At 59.9% G+C, this 19,358-nt stretch carries 18 protein-coding genes; 11 read left to right on the top strand and 7 right to left on the bottom strand.

The features are described from left to right. Window positions 1-91: 91 nt before the first annotated feature. On the top strand, window positions 92-847 hold the full coding sequence (locus B0G81_RS04880; protein ID WP_116123124.1) for an SDR family NAD(P)-dependent oxidoreductase: 756 nt from the start codon (window positions 92-94) through the stop codon (window positions 845-847). A gap of 59 nt (window positions 848-906) precedes the next feature. Then, a complete protein-coding gene (locus B0G81_RS04885) occupies window positions 907-2,307 on the top strand; it encodes an MFS transporter (RefSeq protein WP_134133720.1) in 1,401 nt (466 codons plus the stop codon). A gap of 28 nt (window positions 2,308-2,335) precedes the next feature. Here B0G81_RS04885 and B0G81_RS04890 read toward each other — a convergent pair whose 3' ends face one another. Next, on the bottom strand, window positions 2,336-2,722 hold the full coding sequence (locus B0G81_RS04890) for a MerR family transcriptional regulator (protein WP_134133721.1): 387 nt from the start codon (window positions 2,720-2,722) through the stop codon (window positions 2,336-2,338). Window positions 2,723-2,808: 86 nt separating this feature from the next. Here B0G81_RS04890 and B0G81_RS04895 point away from each other — a divergent pair, with 86 nt between their 5' ends. Beyond that, complete coding sequence (locus B0G81_RS04895) at window positions 2,809-3,717, top strand: alpha/beta hydrolase (protein ID WP_134133722.1); 909 nt, start codon at window positions 2,809-2,811, stop codon at window positions 3,715-3,717. A gap of 25 nt (window positions 3,718-3,742) precedes the next feature. Then, window positions 3,743-4,642, top strand: a complete 900-nt coding sequence (locus tag B0G81_RS04900; RefSeq protein WP_134133723.1) for an alpha/beta hydrolase — start codon at window positions 3,743-3,745, stop codon at window positions 4,640-4,642. Between the two features lie 49 nt (window positions 4,643-4,691). Here B0G81_RS04900 and B0G81_RS04905 read toward each other — a convergent pair whose 3' ends face one another. Beyond that, complete coding sequence (locus B0G81_RS04905; RefSeq protein ID WP_134133724.1) at window positions 4,692-5,594, bottom strand: LysR substrate-binding domain-containing protein; 903 nt, start codon at window positions 5,592-5,594, stop codon at window positions 4,692-4,694. Between the two features lie 138 nt (window positions 5,595-5,732). Here B0G81_RS04905 and B0G81_RS04910 point away from each other — a divergent pair, with 138 nt between their 5' ends. From B0G81_RS04910 to B0G81_RS04935, 6 genes are all read left to right on the top strand, one after another. After that, entirely contained in the window at window positions 5,733-7,055 is a 1,323-nt protein-coding gene (locus B0G81_RS04910; RefSeq protein WP_134133725.1) for an FAD-binding oxidoreductase, read from the top strand. Window positions 7,056-7,084: 29 nt separating this feature from the next. After that, a complete protein-coding gene (locus tag B0G81_RS04915; RefSeq protein WP_134142997.1) occupies window positions 7,085-7,825 on the top strand; it encodes an amino acid ABC transporter ATP-binding protein in 741 nt (246 codons plus the stop codon). 49 nt (window positions 7,826-7,874) lie between these two features. Then, window positions 7,875-8,693: a transporter substrate-binding domain-containing protein gene (locus B0G81_RS04920; RefSeq protein WP_134133726.1), complete on the top strand. Its 819-nt coding sequence runs from the start codon at window positions 7,875-7,877 to the stop codon at window positions 8,691-8,693. Between the two features lie 80 nt (window positions 8,694-8,773). Continuing rightward, complete coding sequence (locus B0G81_RS04925) at window positions 8,774-9,562, top strand: amino acid ABC transporter permease (RefSeq protein ID WP_116123132.1); 789 nt, start codon at window positions 8,774-8,776, stop codon at window positions 9,560-9,562. A 27-nt stretch (window positions 9,563-9,589) separates the two neighbouring features. Beyond that, complete coding sequence (locus B0G81_RS04930; RefSeq protein WP_134133727.1) at window positions 9,590-10,927, top strand: FAD-binding oxidoreductase; 1,338 nt, start codon at window positions 9,590-9,592, stop codon at window positions 10,925-10,927. 9 nt (window positions 10,928-10,936) lie between these two features. Beyond that, window positions 10,937-11,629 (top strand): SDR family NAD(P)-dependent oxidoreductase, encoded by a 693-nt coding sequence (locus tag B0G81_RS04935; protein ID WP_243856359.1) that lies wholly within the window; start codon window positions 10,937-10,939, stop codon window positions 11,627-11,629. A 397-nt stretch (window positions 11,630-12,026) separates the two neighbouring features. Here B0G81_RS04935 and B0G81_RS04940 read toward each other — a convergent pair whose 3' ends face one another. Together B0G81_RS04940 and B0G81_RS04945 are read right to left on the bottom strand one after the other, a co-directional pair. Beyond that, window positions 12,027-13,316 (bottom strand): MFS transporter, encoded by a 1,290-nt coding sequence (locus B0G81_RS04940; protein ID WP_134133728.1) that lies wholly within the window; start codon window positions 13,314-13,316, stop codon window positions 12,027-12,029. Window positions 13,317-13,394: 78 nt separating this feature from the next. Further along, a complete protein-coding gene (locus B0G81_RS04945) occupies window positions 13,395-14,792 on the bottom strand; it encodes a M20 family metallopeptidase (RefSeq protein ID WP_134133729.1) in 1,398 nt (465 codons plus the stop codon). On the opposite strand from B0G81_RS04945, the gene B0G81_RS04950 reads away from it, so the two are divergent. Then, window positions 14,773-15,834, top strand: a complete 1,062-nt coding sequence (locus tag B0G81_RS04950) for a LysR family transcriptional regulator (protein WP_243856360.1) — start codon at window positions 14,773-14,775, stop codon at window positions 15,832-15,834. The two genes, B0G81_RS04945 and B0G81_RS04950, sit on opposite strands and share 20 nt — an antisense overlap. A 32-nt stretch (window positions 15,835-15,866) precedes the next feature. Here the strand turns inward: B0G81_RS04950 and B0G81_RS04955 are convergent, their stop codons facing one another. The 3 genes from B0G81_RS04955 to B0G81_RS04965 form a co-directional block, all read right to left on the bottom strand. Beyond that, the gene (locus B0G81_RS04955; protein ID WP_134133730.1) at window positions 15,867-16,340 is read right to left on the bottom strand and encodes a hypothetical protein; all 474 of its coding nucleotides are present in this window, start codon (window positions 16,338-16,340) and stop codon (window positions 15,867-15,869) included. A 583-nt stretch (window positions 16,341-16,923) separates the two neighbouring features. Beyond that, window positions 16,924-18,501: a methyl-accepting chemotaxis protein gene (locus B0G81_RS04960; protein WP_134133731.1), complete on the bottom strand. Its 1,578-nt coding sequence runs from the start codon at window positions 18,499-18,501 to the stop codon at window positions 16,924-16,926. 280 nt (window positions 18,502-18,781) lie between these two features. Then, window positions 18,782-19,291, bottom strand: coding sequence for an Lrp/AsnC family transcriptional regulator (locus B0G81_RS04965; RefSeq protein ID WP_134133732.1), 510 nt, complete (start codon window positions 19,289-19,291; stop codon window positions 18,782-18,784). Window positions 19,292-19,358: the final 67 nt, after the last annotated feature.

The following is a 19,358-nucleotide window of genomic DNA, read 5'->3' on the forward strand; positions in this document are numbered from 1 at the left end:
CCCCTATGTGAATGAATGGTGGGATTGCCGTTGACGAGCCGGAATATCGTTTCTAGGATAGGAACTACGTTATGTATAGGAACAAACGGAAATGGAAAAGCAATCGATAAATCAACGGAGATTTGAATCACGCACGGCCATCGTGACGGGCGCCGCGCGTGGCATCGGGCGCGGTATCGCAGAGCGACTTGCGGACGAAGGCTGCCGGGTCGCCTGTTGGGATATCGATTGTTCATCGTTTGAGATAGGCGGCGACTCGTTCGCGGCCCTTGTTCAGGCCGTCGATCTTGCGGACGCGCGTTCCGTTGAGGCCGCGTTTGCTGTCACGCTCGAGTCGTTCGGTCATGTCGACATACTCGTGAACAACGCCGGCATCAACGGCCCGGTCGTGCCGATCCAGGACTATCCGGTCGACGCATGGAACCGCGTTCTCGCCGTCGATCTGAACAGCGTCTTCCACACCTGTCGCCTCGCCGTGCCACACATGCGCGGTCGTGGCGCGGGACGCATCGTCAACGTGGCGTCGATCGTCGGCAAGGAAGGACATCCGAACATTTGCGCTTATGCGGCGGCGAAGGCGGGTGTCATCGGTCTGACGAAATCGATCGCGCGTGAATTGGCCGGAACGGGCGTCACGGTCAACGGCATCGCGCCTGCGATCACCGAAACGGATCTTTTCCGGGAGATGACGGAGGAGCACATCGAGGCCAGCAAAGCGCGCATTCCAATGGGGCGGTTTTTGACTGTTCCGGAAATCGCCGCCATGGTGGCATGGATCGCAAGCGACGAATGCAGCTTCACGACCGGCTTCACCTTCGACCTGTCAGGCGGCCGCGCGACGTATTGAGCGCAGACGGTACGCGAGCCCGGTTCACGACGGCCGACAAGACACATGCAGGAGACGAAATGACAGCAACGCATCAGCAGGGCAGTAATCAGGCACGAACCGCCACCGCGAGTGCGTGGATAGGCTCGGCGCTGGAGTACTACGACTATTTCATTTATGCGCAAGCCGCCGCGCTGGTTTTTCCGCAACTATTTTTTCCGTCCAGAGACAGTCGCGTTGCGATTGCCGCGTCGCTCGCGACGTATGGCGTCGGCTATCTCGCGCGACCAGTCGGCGCATTGGTGCTCGGCCGTCGTGGCGATACGCATGGCCGCAAGAACCTGCTTCTCACCTGCATGTTCATGATGGGGTTGTCGACGCTCGCTGTGGGTCTTCTGCCGACATTTGCGCAAGTGGGCTTCGCAGCGCCGATCCTGCTCGTGATCCTGCGGCTCATCCAGGGCTTCGCGGTCGCCGGGGAGATCTCCGGTTCCAGTTCCCTCGTGCTGGAGCATGCGCCACTCGGCCGTCGCGGCTACTTTGCGAGTTATGCGATGCAGGGCGTGACCGCCGGCCAGGTGTTCGCGGCGGCCATCTTCATGCCGCTCGCCTACTATCTCCCCGAGAAGCAGTTCCTGGCGTGGGGTTGGCGTGTCCCGTTCCTGCTGAGTGTGCTCGTGCTCGTAGCCGGTTATGTGATCCGGCGGAAAGTGTCGGAAACACCGGCTTTCGTTGATGAAGCGCAACAGCGGCAGATTCCCGCGTCGCCCGTCAAGGAAGCGTTGCGCGATGGCTGGCGGGATATCGTCCGCATTGCCGCAATCGCGTTGATTGCGATCATCCTCGCGGTGACTTCTATCTTCGGCGCGGCCTATGCGGTACAGCCCGCTTACGGTATCGGTCTTTCGAAAGGATTCTTTCTCTGGATTCCGCTGCTCGCCAATCTGACCGCGATGTTCTTCATTCCCTTCGCAGGCAGTCTGTCCGATCGATGGGGACGCCGGCCGCTCATCATATTCGGCGCGCTTGCCTCGGGTCTGCTCTCTTATGCGTATCTCTATGCGATCAGTCTGCACAATGCCATGCTGGCGATCGTCATTGCGATCGTGATGTGGGGCGTGGTGTATCAGTGCTTCAACGCGGTCTATCCGAGCTTCATGCCTGAGCTGTTCCCGACGCGTATCCGCGTTACCGCCATGGCGATCGGCCAGAACATCGGCACGGCCATTACCGCGATCGTGCCGGCGTTCATCGCCGCCGCCGTGCCGCCCGGCACGCAGCACATCCCGTTGATCGTGGGGACGATCACGCTGGTCGTCTGCGGCATCGGCGCGCTAGGCGCATGGACGGCGCGCGAAACCTACCGGCTGCCCGTCAACGCGCTCGGCCGGCGAGATGCAGCACCGATCAGTCAGGAGGAATACGACAGCCTGCGCGCGGACATTCGCAGGAAGAAAGCGGCGTCCAACGTTCCCGTTTGAGGGCGATTTTCGTGTGCCGCGGTCCGAGTCAGTCAACGGGCGGCACCGCACCTTCGAGCAGGGTCTTGATGAGCCGCGCGCGACGCTTTTCGAGGTCCGCGATCTGGCGATCGATGGCTTCGAGCCGTGTCCGCTGGACGTCGGTGATCTGGTCGCACGAGCGGGCGCCTTCGATCAGAAGCATGCAGTCCGGAAAGCCGCGAATATCATCGATGGTGAAACCCGTCGCGATCATGCGCTGAATCTGCTTGACCTGCGTGACTGCCTTCTCGGGGAACATGCGATAGCCATTGTTCGCACGTACCGAGGCGAGCAGACCGTGTTCGTCGTAATGACGGACCGACCGCACGCTCGCGCCGGTGAGTTGCGAGAGTTGTCCGATTGTCAGCAGTTCCTGTGAAGGCTTGTCTTTCATGAAAAGCAGGCTAACACAATTCGCTTGACTCTCACATCAGTGTGAGGGTTGAGACTAGGCGCACTGACACTCTCCACGGAAAGGCAATGAGCTTACGAACGTTCCCTCACTTTCTGATTTACGCGCTTTCGGCGGCAACATTGTTCGCGTCCGCAGCCGACGCCATGGCAGCGCCGACCAGTTATACAGTCGCATCGACGGATGGTGTAAAGCTGTCGGTTCAGGAAAGCGGCAACCCGAACGGGCCGCCCATTATTCTGGTGCATGGGCTGCTTGGCAGCCGCCTGAACTGGGACGCGCAGGTGCGGAGCCCCGAATTGCGCCAGTACCGGATCATTACGTACGATCTGCGCGGCCACGGTCTGTCGGACAAGCCATCCGGCCCACAGGCATATCACGACGGAAGCCGCTGGGGGGACGACCTCGCAGCGGTGATCCAGGGTTCACACGCGCTCAAGCCTGTCGTAGTCGGATGGTCGCTCGGTGGCGTGGTGATATCAAACTACCTCGCCAGGTATGGCGACCGCGCGATCGCGGGCGCCGTGTATGTCGATGGCGTGGTCGAGCTCGCTCCCGGTCAGATCGTCGATCACCCCGACGTCTATCGGGACATGAATTCTCCCGATCTGCAGACGCATCTCGACGGTGAGCGCACCTTCGTCGGCCTTTGTTTCAACCATCGGCCTGACGCCGACACGTTCGACCGGCTGCTCGCGAACGCCGCCATGGCATCGTGGGACATGCAAAAGGAAGTGCCGACGATGACGGTATTCGCCGCGGAGGGGCTCGGCAAGGCGCGAGTGCCGCTGCTTTTTATTTACGGCGGTCATGACGCGCTGGTCGACACCCACGCGGCGCTGGCGCGCGCGACCGCGCTGAATCCGCACATCGTCAGCAAGGTCTACGCGGACTCGGGGCACGCGCCGTTCATCGAGGAAGCCGAGCGTTTCAATCGCGATCTGGCCGAGTTCGTCAGGTCGGCGTCGCAGCAATGAAGTCACGTTTTACGAGGAGAGAACCATGGAGCATGAAGTCGCGAAGGACTTCTTTCCGGGCTTCGCGAGGCTTGACGTCGAAGCAGACGATGTCTCGTTTCGCGGCAGGATCGGCGGGAGCGGACCGCCGGTTTTGCTTTTGCACGGGTACCCGCAAACTCACGTCGCGTGGCGGTTGATTGCGCCGACCCTCGCGAAGTTGCACACCGTCATCGTGCCGGATTTGCCGGGGTACGGCGACAGCCGCACCCGCAGCGATCAGCCGCGATGGACCAAACGTCGCGTAGCCAGCGCGCTGGTCGCGCTGATGGGCCGGCTCGGGCACGAGCGCTTCGCAGTGGTCGGGCACGATCGGGGCGCTCGGGCAGGATACCGGCTTGCGCTCGACCATCCTCGACGCGTCGCCGCGTATGCCTCGCTGACCGTGATACCGACGCTCGATGCATTTGCATCTATCGACAAGACGTTCGCGTTCAACGCCTGGCACTGGTTCTTCCTGGCACAGCCGGGCGATCTCCCGGAGCGGATGCTTGCGGCTGATCCGGACGCTTATCTCGACACTGCACTGGCGAAGATGGCGGGCGGTCTTGAGCGGATCGATCCCCTGGTCCTCGACGTCTATCGAACGGCCTTCAGGAATCCGCACGTGCGCCACGCCATGTGCGAAGACTATCGCGCCGCTGCTTCCGAGGACCTGGAGCACGACGCGAGCGATTTGGCTGCAGGCCGAAGGCTTGCCTGTCCGGTCCTGGTACTGTGGAGCGAGAGCGAACAGAAGGCGAGAAGCATCCTGCCCCTCGAAGCGTGGTCCCGATGGGCAGCTAACGTGACGGGCAAGGGATTGCCCGGCGGCCATCTGCTGCCCGAGGATGCGCCGGATGAGGTGTTGGCGTCTCTTGAGAATTTTTTGGTTGGACAGGTTTAGGGTTGGCTACCGTGAAGACATTGACGATTCGGAGATCGATGACCCTGCGTCACTGTGCAAACCGCCCGGCCATTTCGCGCATCGTTTCGGCAGTCAATGCCAGAAAAGCCTCGATAACCGGATTGGTGTGCTGCAGTTGCGGGCAAACGGTAAACCCACGGAACATCACATCGGGTGAAAACGGGCGGAACACGATGTGCTCTGGGTTCGCGTCCAGCGTGACAAGCGGATTCACAATGCCCACCCCCAGCCCGCGTGACACCATCGCGCAAATCGTCGCGCCATAAGGCGTTTCGATAGTCGGCACCTGGTTCGTTTCCGCTTGCCGAAGCACGCGGTCGAGCGACGAGCGCGTGTCGTCGGCATACGACGGCAGGATCAAACTCTGACCGCGCAAATCGTGCGCGCGAATCTGCTTGCGCGCGGCAAGCGGATGCGCGGCGGGCAGCGCGCACACGCCCGTCAACCGATAGAGTTCGGCGCTGGTGACGCCGAACGCATTCGGCGTGGTGGTGGCGAAACCGATATCGCAATACGCCGCCGACGCCCAGCGCTGGATCGTTCCTTCGCTGCGCATTTCCAACGACACCGCAATGCGCGGATACGCCGCGAGAAAGCGCTCGAGCACGGCCGGCACGAACGACAACGCGAGCACCGGCGCAGCCACGAGCCGCAAACGTCCCGTGCCGAGCTGGCGAATCTCTCGGGCCGAATGCGCAAGTTTTTCCAGCCCGACGAAGCTCCGGTCCACCTCGCGATAGAACGCGCTGCCGGAATCCGTGGCTTGTATCCGGCCGCCGTTACGAGTGAACAACGCGAGGCCGGTCGATTCCTCCAGTTCGGAAATCAGGCGGCTGATGCTCGGTTGCGACGTGCCGAGTTCCTCGGCCGCGGCCGTCATTGACCCGCGCAGCATCACCAGCCTGAATGCCTCGATTTGCCGCTGATTCATGCTGTTCACCCTGCCGGTTACGACAACATGCCGTTCAGCATGCCATATCAAAAATGAATGGCAGACGTTTTTGGCCGTATTTGACCGGATAAACGACGCAAACCTACACTGGGTCGCGACAGTCAACCGCGAGATTCCATGCGACCCGACGCGCTGCTTTTTCACGACGATTTCAAGCTCGCCCCCTACTGGTGGGATGCGGCGCCGCCCGAAACGGCGCGCGAGCCGTTGCCCGAGCGTGTCGATCTGGCGATCGTCGGCGGCGGTTACTGCGGCCTCTCGGCAGCTGCGGAGGCTGCCCGCCAGGGCGCGAGCGCGGCCGTGCTCGACGCCGCGGAAATCGGCGCAGGCGGCAGTACGCGCAGCGGCGGGATGGTGTCGAGCGGGCAAAAGCTCGCACTGACCAACGCGATTCGAGGCGTCTCCCCTGAGCGGCTGACCCGTCTCATGCACGAATCGATGGCGAGTTTCGAGTACCTGCAAGACATCATCGCCGACGAAGCGCTCGACGCCGATCTGCAGATCACCGGCCGTTTCTTCGGCGCGTTCACGCAAGGGCATTTCGAGCATCTGCGCAAACAGGGTGAACTGCTGCACGAAAAAACCGGCGTCACGGTGCACGTGATTCCTCGCGCGGACCAGCGTGCGCTGATCGGCTCCGATTATTACTACGGCGGCATTCTGGTCGACGAATACGGCGGGCTGCATACGGCCAAATATCATCGCGCGCTGCGACAGCTGGCGCGACGCCGTGGCGCGAGTCTGCATTCGCACGCCGCGGTGCAGCGAATCGAGCGGCACCGCGCGGGCTTTCTCGTGCATACCGCCCGCGGCCGCATCGACGCGAAGCAGGTGCTGATCGCGACCAACGGCTACACCGGTCCGCTGCTGCCGTTCCTGTCGCGCCGCGTGTTGCCGGTGGCGAGTTACCAGATCGCGACCGAGCCGCTGCCCGCCGGACTGATGGCCGCGCTCAACCCGGGACGCAGAATGATCAGCGACTCGAAACGCAATCTGTTTTACACGCGGCCTTCGCCCGACGGCACCCGCATGATCTTCGGCTCGCGGCCGGCGATTCGCGAAGTGAGCGAACGCGAAGCCGCGCGAATTCTGTACGCGAAGATGATCGAGCTTTGGCCGGCGCTGCGCGACGTGCGCATCACGCACGCATGGAAGGGCTATGTGGCAATGACGGGCGACCGGCTCGCGCATATCGGCGTGCACGACGGCATCTACCATGCGCTGGGGTGCAACGGCAATGGCGTCGCGCTGATGAGCTATCTCGGGCAGCGCGTCGCGCGGCACCTGCTCGGCGTCGATGCCGAGCCCGGCGCATTCGGCGAAGGCGCGTTCCCAGTCAGCGCCGCGGGCATCGCAAGCCGTTGGGCCGTGCCGGTCGGCACCGCGCTTTATCAACTCGACGACTTGTGGGACGGCCGCGCACGTGCCGCGCTGTCATGAAGCACGTCACTGTCAACCAGGAGCCGCTGATGATTTCGCTGCATAACGTGTCGAAATGGTATGGCGAACATCGAGTGCTGAGCGATTGTTCGGCGCACATTCAGGCGGCCGAAGTCGTCGTGATCTGCGGACCGTCCGGCTCCGGCAAATCGACGCTGATCAAGGCCGTCAATGGACTCGAACCGGTTCAGCAAGGCGCGATCGTGGCCGCAGGCATCGCGGTGGCCGGTCAACCGTCGGCGCTGAAAAAATCCGCGCTCGCCGAACTGCGCACGCGCGTTGGCATGGTGTTCCAGCAGTTCGAGCTGTTTCCGCATCTCACCGTCCGTGAGAACTTGATGCTCGCGCAAACCCGCGTGTTGAGGAGAAGCCGTGATGAAGCCACCGACAAGGCACGCGTGCTATTGCAACGCGTGGGCATGCGCGCTCACGAGGACAAGTTTTCGTCGCAACTTTCGGGCGGCCAGCAACAACGCGTCGCCATTGCGCGAGCGCTTTCGATGGACCCGGTCGCGATGCTGTTCGACGAGCCCACTTCCGCGCTCGATCCGGAAATGGTGAACGAAGTGCTCGACGTCATGACCGAACTGGCGCAGGAGGGCATGACGATGCTTTGCGTCACGCACGAAATGGGTTTTGCGAAGCGCGTGGCCGATCGCGTGGTGTTCATGGATCAAGGCGCCATCGTCGAGGACGGCACGAAGGACGCATTTTTCGACCGTCCGCGCTCGGCGCGCGCACGCGATTTTCTCTCGAGGATCTTGCACTGATTTCGCCGTCATTCTTTTCACCTGTGGTCTCTTCGTCGGAGCAAACATCATGCGATTTCGCCAATTCCTAAGCCTCGTCGCGATAGTCTTCCCGCTATCGCTCGCCGCCGCTGTCCCCGCGTTTGCCGACGACGTCGGCACCTTGACTCCCGGCAAACTGGTTGCCGGCGTGGATGCCAACAACAAGCCGTATTCTTACGTCGACAACGGCACGATGACCGGTTTCGACGTCGAACTGCTGCGCGCGATTGCCGGCAAACTTGGCCTGAGCGCCGACTTCCGCGCGCAAGACTTTAGCGGCCTGCTGCCGAGCGTGGTGAATCAGCAGATCGATCTGGCCGCCGGGTCGATCTCGATCACCAAGGATCGCCTGAAGATGGTCGATTTCTCCGAGGGCTACCTGACCGGACTGCTCAGCGTCGCGACGTTGCCCGACAGCCCGATCTCGAGTGATCTGGCGTCGGTGAAGGGCAAGCGGATCGGCGTCATACAGGGCACCATCGAAGACACGTACTCGGACAGCTACCTGCCCGGCGCGCAGATCGTGCGCTTTCCTAATCTGAACGCCGGGTTCCTGTCGCTACGCTCGAAGTACATCGACGGCTACTTCGTCGACAAGACGCTGGTGGCGGGGCTGCAGAGCAAGTACCCACAAGTGAACATTGCCGACAAGCTGGATATTTCCGCGGTGAATCTGCCGGCCGGTTTTCCGGTCCGCAAAGGCAACGCGAAGCTCGAAGCCGCGTTGAACAAGACGCTCAACGAACTGGTCGCGGACGGCACGTGGCTCAAGCTCTACCAGCAATTCCATCCGGGCTATCCGAAGCCGACCAGTCTGCCGCCGTATGCGATGAAAAGCGGCAGTTAACTTGAGCTGACGATTCAACCGGACGTTTAGTGGACGAGGCGGCAACGCGCTTGCCGCCGACGCACAGACTGGAGCGCGCCATGAATGCATTCCTGCAGAACTTTCTCGACTGGCCCTTGCTGATCGGCTCGCTGCCGTCGCTGCTCTGTACTGGTCTCGTCAATACGCTGGTGCTGTCGGTGTTTTCGACGTTGCTCGGTATTGTCGCCGGCATGGTGCTCGCGTTGATGGCGGTATCGCACACACGTTGGCTGATGCTGCCCGCGCAGGTGTTCATCGACGTGTTCCGCGGGCTGCCCGCGGCATTGGTCATTCTGCTGGTGGGCCAGGGTCTGGCGCCGGTGGGCCTGTCGATTTTCGGGCCCAATCCTTATCCGCTCGCCATCGTCGCGCTGGGCCTGATTTCGTCGGCCTATATCGCGGAGATTTTCCGTTCGGGCATTCAAAGCGTCGGGCGCGGCCAGCTCTCCGCCTGTCAGGCGTTGGGCATGACCTACTGGAGCGGCATGCGTCACGTGATCGTGCCGCAGGGCATCCGGCGCGTTCTGCCGGCGCTCGCCAACCAGTTCATTTCGATCGTGAAGGATTCGAGTCTCGTCTACTTTCTCGGTTTGCTGACGTCGCAGCGCGATCTGTTCACCATCGGGCAGAACACGTCGGTGAATGTCGCCAATCTGTCGCCGCTAGTGGCCGCCGGCGCGGTCTATCTGTTGATTACCGTGCCGTTGACGCACGCGATCAATCACATCGACCGCTGGACCAATCGCTTCGCGAATCCCCGTCAAGGCAGCACGCGCCGCAAACAGCGAAAGGCGCAGGCCGCCGAAGCCGAAACACCCAACGCCAGCATCGCCAAACAACCTCAATAACCGCTATCGGCAGGGCAGCAAAATAATATGGGACCACAAGTCGACGTCGTCGCCGACGACACGAACGTACCCGCGGAAGTGGATGTCGTCGTGATCGGCGGCGGGATTATCGGCGTGAGCACCGCGCTGTCTCTCAGCAATAAGGGCTTGCGCGTGGCGCTCTGCGAGAAAGGCCATATCGCGGGCGAACAGTCCAGCCGCAACTGGGGATGGGTGCGCGTGACGCACCGCGACATGCGCGAGTTCGAACTGAGCATTGAAAGCCTGAAACTGTGGCGCAAGATCGACGAAACGCTCGGCATCGAAACCGGCTTCAACCAGTGCGGCATCCTTTACATGACCGAGGACGACAAGGTCATGGAAGGTCATCGTACGTGGCTGGACAACGCTCGGGGCGTAGCGGGCAACGCGTTCGACACGCGGCTGGTGGACTCGAAAGATGTTGCCGCGTTGTTGCCGGGCGCGGCAAGAACATTCAAGGGCGGTTTATATACGCCCGGCGACGGCCGTGCCGAGCCGCAAAAGGCCGCGCCTGCCATCGCCAATGCGTTGCGCAAACGCGGCGTCAGGATTCTCACGCCCTGTGCCGCGCGCGGCATCGAAACCAGCGGCGGACGGGTCAGCGCGGTCGTCACCGAGCACGGCACGATTCGTTGTCAGAGCGTGGTGGTGGCAGGCGGCGCGTGGTCGCGGCTGTTCTGCGGCAATCTCGACGTCGATCTGCCGCAACTGCTCGTGCGCGCGTCGGTGCTGCGTACGGAACCGATTGCGGGCGGCCCCACGTGCAGCGCCAGCAACAAGCATTTCGCGTTTCGCAAGCGCGCGGACGGCGGCTATACCGTGGCATACGGCTTTCGCACCTATAGCGATCTGACTCCTGACAGTTTCCGCCTGTTTTTCCAATACATCGAGGCGTTGAAGAGCCAGTTGGGTTCGCTGCGGATCGGCATCGGCGCGCGCTTTTTTGACGAATTGCGTCGTCCGCGTCATTGGGCGCTCGATCGGCCCACTGTTTTCGAACAGACACGCACACTCGATCCCGAGCCGATCGCCGCCTATGTGGACGGCGGCCTGCGTGAGTTCGTCAAGGTGTTTCCGCACCTTGCCGGCGCGCGTATTGCGCAGCGTTGGGCCGGCTATATGGATGTCACACCGGATGCCATTCCCGTGATCTCCGGCGTGGACGCCGTGCCGGGGCTCTTTATCGGCACCGGCTTTTCGGGCCACGGCTTCGGCATCGGCCCGGCGGCGGGCCAATTGATGGCGGACCTCGTCACCAACGACACGCCGCTCGTGAATCCTCACGCATTTCGTCTGAACCGCTTCAGCGACGGCACGAAAATCGTGATCGACGCGGGCTTCTAGGGAGCAGCCATGCAAACCGCGCAAAAGGTAGCGATGATTTCCGGCGCGAGTCGCGGCATCGGCCTCGAGATTGCGAGAGAACTGGCGCGGCGCGGCTATCGTTTGTCGTTGGGCGTGCGGGATCCGGCCTCGCTCGCGAACCGTTTCGACGCGTTCGTCTGCGCTTACGAAGCGCGTGATCCGCAGGCGGGGCGCCGCTGGGTGGCGGCGACGGTCGAAGCGTTCGGCCGCATCGACGTGCTGGTCAGCAATGCGGGCATTTGCAAACCCATCGGTCTCGAAGACGGCACCGACGAGATGCTCGAAGAAACGCTGGATATCAACGTGAAGGCGCCGTTCCGTCTGATTCAGGCGGCGTTGCCGCATTTACGCCGCGCCGGCGCGGCTCGCGTGGTGCAGATCGCGTCGTTGTCGGGCAAGCGTGTGAAGAACCTCAATGCCGGTTATCAGATGTCGAAGCATGCGGTGATCGCGCTCAACCACGCGGTCAGGCGCGCGGGCTGGGACGACGGCATTCGTGCGACCGCCATCTGCCCGGGTTTCGTGAACACGGACATGGCGGCGGGGATCGCCGACCTGGCGCCCGAAGCCATGACACAACCGGAAGATTTGGCACGCATTGTCGCCAACACGATTGAACTGCCGAACTCGGCGAGCGTCGCGGAAATCCTCGTCAATTGCCGGCATGAGGATCTTTTTTAGGGGAGCAGGTCCGGCGTCGGTTTAAAGCAGATCTTGAGCGTGCCATCGCGGCAATGTGCGTTGAAATACTGCTTGGCGAAGAGTTAAGCAGAACTTGCGCTGTCAGGCGGCGCTGCCCGCGGCGGCTACGTCAATCGCGTCGGCGTCGCTTACGCCCACCGCCGATCCAAGGCGGATCCGCAAATACCTCCGCCATCCAGTCGATGAACGCGCGCACTTTCGCAGGCGTGTACTGCGCCGATGCGCGAATCACATGCATCGCTTCATTGCCGGCAACCCAATTTCCGAGGTCAGCGAGAAGCGGGCGGTCGTCGTCGAGTCGAATCATGCTGAAAAGGCGGGTGCATCGCCCCGTCGAAGCCTGTGAGCATGCAAGTCAATTCGCAGGATGCCGGATTTAGCGCAACCGCAACACGGTTTTGCATTTCCACAATGCCGCTAGACTCACTACGCCGAGAAATGCCAGATAAAAGGCAGGTGAAAGCTTGTTGCCGGTGAGTTGAATTAGAGAATCAACGATTAATGGCGCGAACCCGCCGAAGACCGTTACACCGATGTTGTAGCTGACTGCCATACCGGTCGCGCGTGTTTCTTTAGGAAAGGCGTCAGACATCAATGCGGGCAGAGCACCAAAATATACGCCTTTCAGCAAACCGACCCACGCCATCATTGCCATTAACGCGCCCAAGGTCGGATGACGGATCAATGCGTTGAACACCGGGTAAATTGACAGCGTGAAGATTACGCCAGAGGCCGCCATCAAGCGGATTCGGCCCACCCGATCGGAGAGAACGCCAACAAATGGCGGTACGAGCATCAGAATTGCACCTGTCAAGACAGTCGCTGTGAATCCGAACGACGATGGCATGTGGAGTTGCTTGACCGCATAGGTCGGGATATAAAGAATTACGTAGCTCGTGCCGGTCGAGGCGGCCAACACGCCGATCGAGAGCAGCATACGCAGCTTCTGATGCGCTAGAACGGTCCTGACAGGCGTATGGGAAACAGGCGATTTGTCCAGGTTATGCTCGTCCTTCAACTGCCTGCGAAGGTATAGTCCGACTGGACCGATCAGAATTCCAAAGAAAAACGGAACACGCCAGCCCCATGATTCCATGGAGGCCGTGTCCAGGGTGCTGGTCAGCACCGCGCCGAACCCCGCAGCCAGTAGGTAGCTTAGCCCTTGACTCGCGAACTGGAAGCTCGCCATAAAGCCGCTTCGGTGCGGCGCCTGCTCGACCAGAAACGCGGTTGTACTTCCAAACTCGCCTCCCGCGGAAAAGCCCTGCAGCAGACGGGCAGCAAGCACAGCGACAGGTGCGGCCACGCCAATTGCTGCGTATCCTGGCATGACGGCGATGGTCAGTGTGCCGATCATCATCATCGTGATCGATACCAGCATCGACGCTTTTCGGCCGTGCCGGTCGGCGTAGGAGCCAAGTGCCAGCGCGCCAATGGGTCGAACAAGATAAGAAATGCCGAAGGTACCAAGCGTAACCAGCAGCGATAGTGACGAACTGGATGCCGGAAAAAACGTCTTCGCAATTGTCGTTGCAAAGAATCCATAAATCAGGATGTCAAACCATTCCAAAGCGTTTCCGATAGTTGCAGCAAATATGGTTAGGTAAAACCTGGTTTTCGTCGGCTGGGAAAGAAAGCTGGTGCTCACGCTTGCGGGTGTATCCATGACATGCTCCATATAGAGAAATCGATTTGCCCGTTCGACGGCGCGAGCTCAGACCAGTCCATCGATCGTTTACTGTCGTTACCTCCGGGCAAGAATGTCGGCACCGTCTTCGCCGAGGTCCCAAAACAAACCAGCCATCATTTGCAGTGCTTCTCGGGCAACGCTGCCGAGCAAGTGTTCATTGGGAGCGTGCTGGCAGCAAGCGCCATACGAATGGGGAATCCAGAGCGTTGGTAAGCCGAGAACATCGGCAAACGCGCTGTTGGGTATTGAGCCGCCGAGGTTAGGTAACAGGTCCACCTTCTTGCCGGTCGTTGCTTGAATCGACTCGAGCGCCCAGTTGACCCACGCGTCATCCGGAGATAGACGCGTGGCGGCCATGCGATCGCCGACTTCGACCGACACGCAGTTGAAGCCGTGTTCGTCCAGGTGGCGACGTACGATCGCCTCGAAGTCGTCGCACTGCGTGCCGACCACATATCGAAGCTGGCAATGGGCGCGTGCCGTGGGCGGGATGGCTCCCACGGGATTGGTTGGATTGCCAGTCGTGAAAGCCAGCACTTCGAGCGTATTCCAACCATAAACTCGTTCGGACGGGCTCAGTGTGATTTCTCCCCAGTCCGTATCGACGACGGGATCACCCGGGCCGCCGCCCACGGCAATGTCGCGCAACGAAGTGCGCACCGCCTCCGGTATACACTGCGGACGCAACGCATCGACCAGTATCCTGCCGCGTGCATCCACCAACGCGGACAGCGCGTTAGCGAGCACGGTTCCCGGATTGCGCAGCAAACCACCCCAGTTACCTGAGTGATGCGCACCATCGCGCAGTTGCAGCGAGAGCGTGAAGTTAACAAGGCCGCGCGAGCCCAGAAAAATGCACGGCCGGTCCGCCTGGGCCCTGGGGCCATCCGACGCGATGAGTAGATCAGACGCGAGCGCGTCACGGTAGCGCTCGCAAAACTGGTCCAGTCCCGGCGAGCCGGTTTCCTCACCGGTCTCCATCAGCAGCTTGACGTTGAAGCCGAGTTTCCCGCCACGTGCCTGCAAAACCGTCTCAAGCGCGGCCAGGTTGATCGAATGCTGTCCTTTGTTGTCCGCAGTGCCGCGGCCGTACCAACGATCGCCTTTCACTGTCACGCACCACGGCGAAAGTCCTGGCTCCCATTGATCATCCTGGCCTCTGACTACGTCCGCGTGTCCGTAGAGCAAGACTGTAGGCAGCGACGGATCTTCGATACGGCTGGCAAGTAACATCGGACCACTGCCTTCGACGGGATTGGCGAGCACCACGCCGCTGAATCCGAGCGGTTCGATACGCGGCAGTATCTCAGCGCGCAAATATTCATGGAGAACAGGCATTCCCGAGGCGCATTGACTTTCGGTGCGCATGCGAACCCGGCGATCCAAGTCTGCGAGAAATCTTCCGGAATCGAAGCAGGAGGCGGCGTTGCCGATGCATTTACTGCGTGTCATGATGGACCTCCGTTTCTCGACTCTAGACTTCCGATTGACGAGAGCAGCGTACGAAGACAAAACTTGCATCGCAATTGACTTATTTGCAGGGTCCCGTTTCTTAATTTTCAAGTGCGCCACCACCATCATGCTCAGTACACCGATGCGCTACTTTCTATCCGTCGCCAACACGCGTTCGCTTGCGGAAGCATCCGAGCAGATGCATGTCACCATTTCCGCTCTCAGCCGTCAGATCGCAAGGCTCGAGGAGGAGGTCGGGAGCAAGCTGTTCGACCGGCAGCCGCGCGGAATGGTGCTTAATCCGGCGGGGCGGTTGCTTGCGAACTACGTGCGCCGAACTTTGCTGGAAGAGAAGCAGGTGCTGGACGAAATCCATGCGCTTTATACATTCGATCGAAGCGTAATCAAGATCGCCGTGTCGGAAGCATTCGCGCGCGACGTGGTGCCGCGGACTATCGCGTCATTTTCCGAGCAGTCTCCCGGAACGCGTTTCGAGGTCGCGGTGGTCGCACCGAAAGAAGTGACCGTGCTTGTCGGCAGTGGGAAAGTGGACCTCGGCCTCACTTTCAGCGTTAGCAGGGACGAGGATATCGTCGTCCTGCATTCCAGACAGGCGCCTATCTACGCGCTCATGCCGCGCTCTCATGCCCTCGCTCACATGGCGCGGGTTTCCCTTGCCGACATTCATTCATTTCCGATTGCACTGCCGGACCAGGACACCACGATCCGGCAGATTTTCGAAATGACATCGATTCTGGAAGGGTTGAGATTCGATCCGATATTGACCTGCAACAACACCGGCATGCTGTACGTATTTACCCAACTGGCCGGCGCCGTTTCGCTAACGAGCCTCCTGACCGTTAAAGCTCGCCTTGAAATGGACGGACTGATCGCGATTCCAGTCGATCATCCGGCTATGCAACTGCGCAGTGTCCAGTTGCAATCGCTACGCGGAAGATTTCTGTCGGGCGCGCTCGAAACATTCAGTACGATGCTCGTCGAGGAGCTTGAAAACGCTTCGGGCGGAGCAGTCAGGGCTTAGCAATGAAACTGCTGTTAATACGTCCAATGTGGTCAATAACCGGTCGCCACGTTGCACTTTACGACTTCGCGGAGAACAGCAAAGACTCGTTCGATCCCGAACTGAATAGCCGACGCCTCGTCCGTATCTATTCGATAACGCGTGTGCAAGACAGGCTGCCCATAAATACCGCCGAGCCAATCCAGCTCTTCCGGCGCACTGGACCATAGCAACAGTTTTACTGCTCGTGATAACGGTCGCATCGATTTGGCGGCGTCTCCTGTCACCGTGGCCACGGCGGATGTCTGGTGCTCGCTGTATTTACTCCATTCTCGATGCAGATGTGCAGGCTCGGGAATTCGCAGCAGCGAGACTTGAGGTACTCCGGAGAAACGCTTCGCCAGCGCCCGAGCAGCCGGAGTCGGAATGCTCTGGTCAACGACGATGCACAGTTGCGTAAATTCCGATGCCGGTAGTATCCAATCCCAATTCACGCTCGACATATCATGCGAATTGAGGCTACCCATTGCACCCTCCGGAAAGGCTAAGCTGTTTTTAAAACGCCTGGCAAGCTAGAGGCGAGTAACAATGGGCCGATCAGTAGACTTGCGTTCATCGCCGCGTAGCGTTCCCCACGCTTCGCGAACACTGGACTTCGCCCGCAAGGTGCGCATTCAGCCGCACTAGGGATGAATTGATGCAGGGCCGAAAGCAAGTAGGTAGCGACGGAAGCATCTAAGGCTCATGGTTCGAATTCTCGACATGTCGATGACTTTCGCTCGCAGCTTAAAAGGGAAGATAGTTGCTGTACGCCGCATCTCTGAATTAAATTGTAAAGAACTTTTCGAGAAATCTCATTGCGAAGAAAATACTAGAAATTTACTTTAGGATATATCGCCGAGCCTGCAATGTACGAAAATTTTGTGTAAGTGAACATTCGCACAATAAAAAGATGCACAAATCGGCTGAACCGACGCCGCTCGTGCACCCTGACTAACGGTGTCGATCGAGAGACTCTCCGCCAGCCCCGGAAGAATGGGGCGATCCCGAATGTATCGCTCGCCTTTCAGGTGAAATCACAGTGCACTCGAAACAGTCATCGCATTTCGCTCAACCCAGCGACGCGGCAATATCTGCGCTGCTGAGCTTGAAGATCGAGACAACCTGTACGAGTTCGTGTGACTGGTTGCGCAGGCTATTGGCCGCTGCGGCCATTTCTTCTACGAGAGCAGCGTTTTGCTGAGTGGCCTCGTCCATCTGGGTGACCGCTTCGCCGATCTGCGCCACGCCCAAGGATTGTTCGTTGCTCGCGGCATCTATTTCACCCATGGTGGTGGTGACGCGGCGAATGGAGCGGACGACTTCAGTCATGGTGAGACCGGCTTGTTCGACCTGGGCCGAGCCTTGGGCCACGCGTTCCACGCTTGCGCTGATGAGCTTTTTGATTTCCTTGGCCGCGTCGGCCGAACGCGCGGCCAGACTGCGTACTTCATTGGCCACTACCGCGAAGCCGCGGCCCTGTTCACCGGCACGGGCGGATTCCACCGCGGCGTTCAAAGCGAGGATGTTGGTCTGAAAGGCGATGCCGTCGATGACGCCAATGATGTCGGAGATTTTGCTGGAACTGTCGTTGATACCTTTCATGGTATCGACGACCTGATTGACGACTTGGCCGCACTGAATAGCGACTTCAGATGTGTTCATTGCCAATTGGTTTGCCTGGCGGGCATTGTCGGCGTTTTGGCGCACGGTGGAACTGAGCTGTTCCATGGCGGCGGCGGTTTCTTCCAGGGCGCTGGCCTGGCTTTCAGTGCGGGCGCTGAGATCGTCGTTGCCCTGGGCAATTTCGGCACTGGCGGTGGCAACGGTTTCTGAGCCGGAACGGACGTTGGAGACAACTCGCACGAGGCTGGTTTGCATGTCTCTGAGGCTGTTGAGCAATTGACCGACTTCGTCGGCACCGCTGTTATCGATACGGGCGGTCAAATCGCCTTCAGCGACCTGGCGGGCCACCCCGGTGGCTCTTACCAGCGGCCTGGTGATACTGCCGGAGATCAGCCACGCACACACCATGCTCAGCAGCAGGCTGACCACTCCAAGAGCGATCATCAGCGTGCGGCTGAATTCGTAGTTGGCCTGGATTCGCGTGGCCACCTTGTCAATTTCTTCGCGTTGCTGCTTCACTAACGCGTCGACCTTCGCCACAAAGAGCCTGGCGGCCGGGATAAACTGTTGCTCCAGCAACCGGTTCGCCTCCTCGGCTTTGCCTGCCTTTTTCAGCGCATAGATCTGGTCGCGGGTAGCGAGAAAAATTTTACGTTGTTCACCAATCGCGGCAAACAATGTCTTTTCCTCTTCAGAGGTCATCAAGACTTCTATCGAATTTTGCAATGCTCCTGAAACCTTGGACGAAGCCTTTGCTTCTTCCACAAAGTAACTGGCAAGGCCAGGGTCGGTGCTCTTGGCAATCGCGGTGGTGCGGGTGACGGCGGTATTGATATTGCGCGACCAGTCGTTGACAAGCCGTTCGGTCCGTATTGGGTTGGCAACTAGATCGCGGGTTGCTCGCGCCACTGACGACAGGCGCGCAAGCCCTATGACAATGCTGATCATCGACATGATCAACACCAGAACAAAGCCCGCGCCGAGTCGCTTGGCGATGGGCAAATTGGAAATAAATGTTGGCATAATCAGTTTGCTCAGTAACTAAATAGTCAGATAGCCGCCGAAAATGCCGACTGCCGCCGTTCGTTCCTTAAGGTATACGGCTGCAAACGTCGAACGCTGAAGTGCTCATTCGATAACATGCGTGACATGGAGGTAGGGATAACCTATAGGGCAGCTGCCGTGAGTAGCCCGAATTTTTGGTAATGGATGCTTTGAGGGCCGCCCATCGAGCTTGGTCCGCAGCATCGCGATCCGGCGCGGTGTTGCCCGCTTTCGATACACGATGAACGTTTACTGTACGCTAGATGGGGAAACTGGTTGTCGATAGGATTTCCTTCAAGACCATGAAGGTCCTGACCTGCCGTACACCGGGCAAGTACAACAACTGTTCGGCGTGCAGGCGGTTAAAGCTCTCGCTGTCGCGCGTGCGTACCAGCATGAAGCAGTCGAACTCACCCGTCACAATGTGACACTCCATGCATCCCGAAACCTTCTGCGCGGCTTTTTCGAATGCGGCGAAGGACTCAGGCGTGGAGCGATCCAGCACTACTCCGATGATGATCATCATGCCTGCGTTGAGCTTCTTTGGCTCCAGCAGCGCCACGATTCCCCGAATCAGACCCGCTTGTTTAAGCCGTTCCACACGGCGTAAGCACGCTGGCGCGCTCAGGTTCACCTTGGCCGCAAGCGCAACATTTGACATGGATGCGTCGCGCTGAAGCAGCTTGAGGATCGCGCGGTCGACGCGGTCCAATTCAACGCTCGGATGATCGCTCCCACGCGCGTCGGTACGAACTTTTGTTGCGCTCATCACTATTTCTCCGCACAGTAATTACGTTAGCCAGACATTCATTCAGTGAGAATTAAACAAACAACAA

Origin of the sequence: Paraburkholderia sp. BL6665CI2N2 (assembly GCF_004366535.1) — a bacterium.
GTDB lineage: Bacteria > Pseudomonadota > Gammaproteobacteria > Burkholderiales > Burkholderiaceae > Paraburkholderia.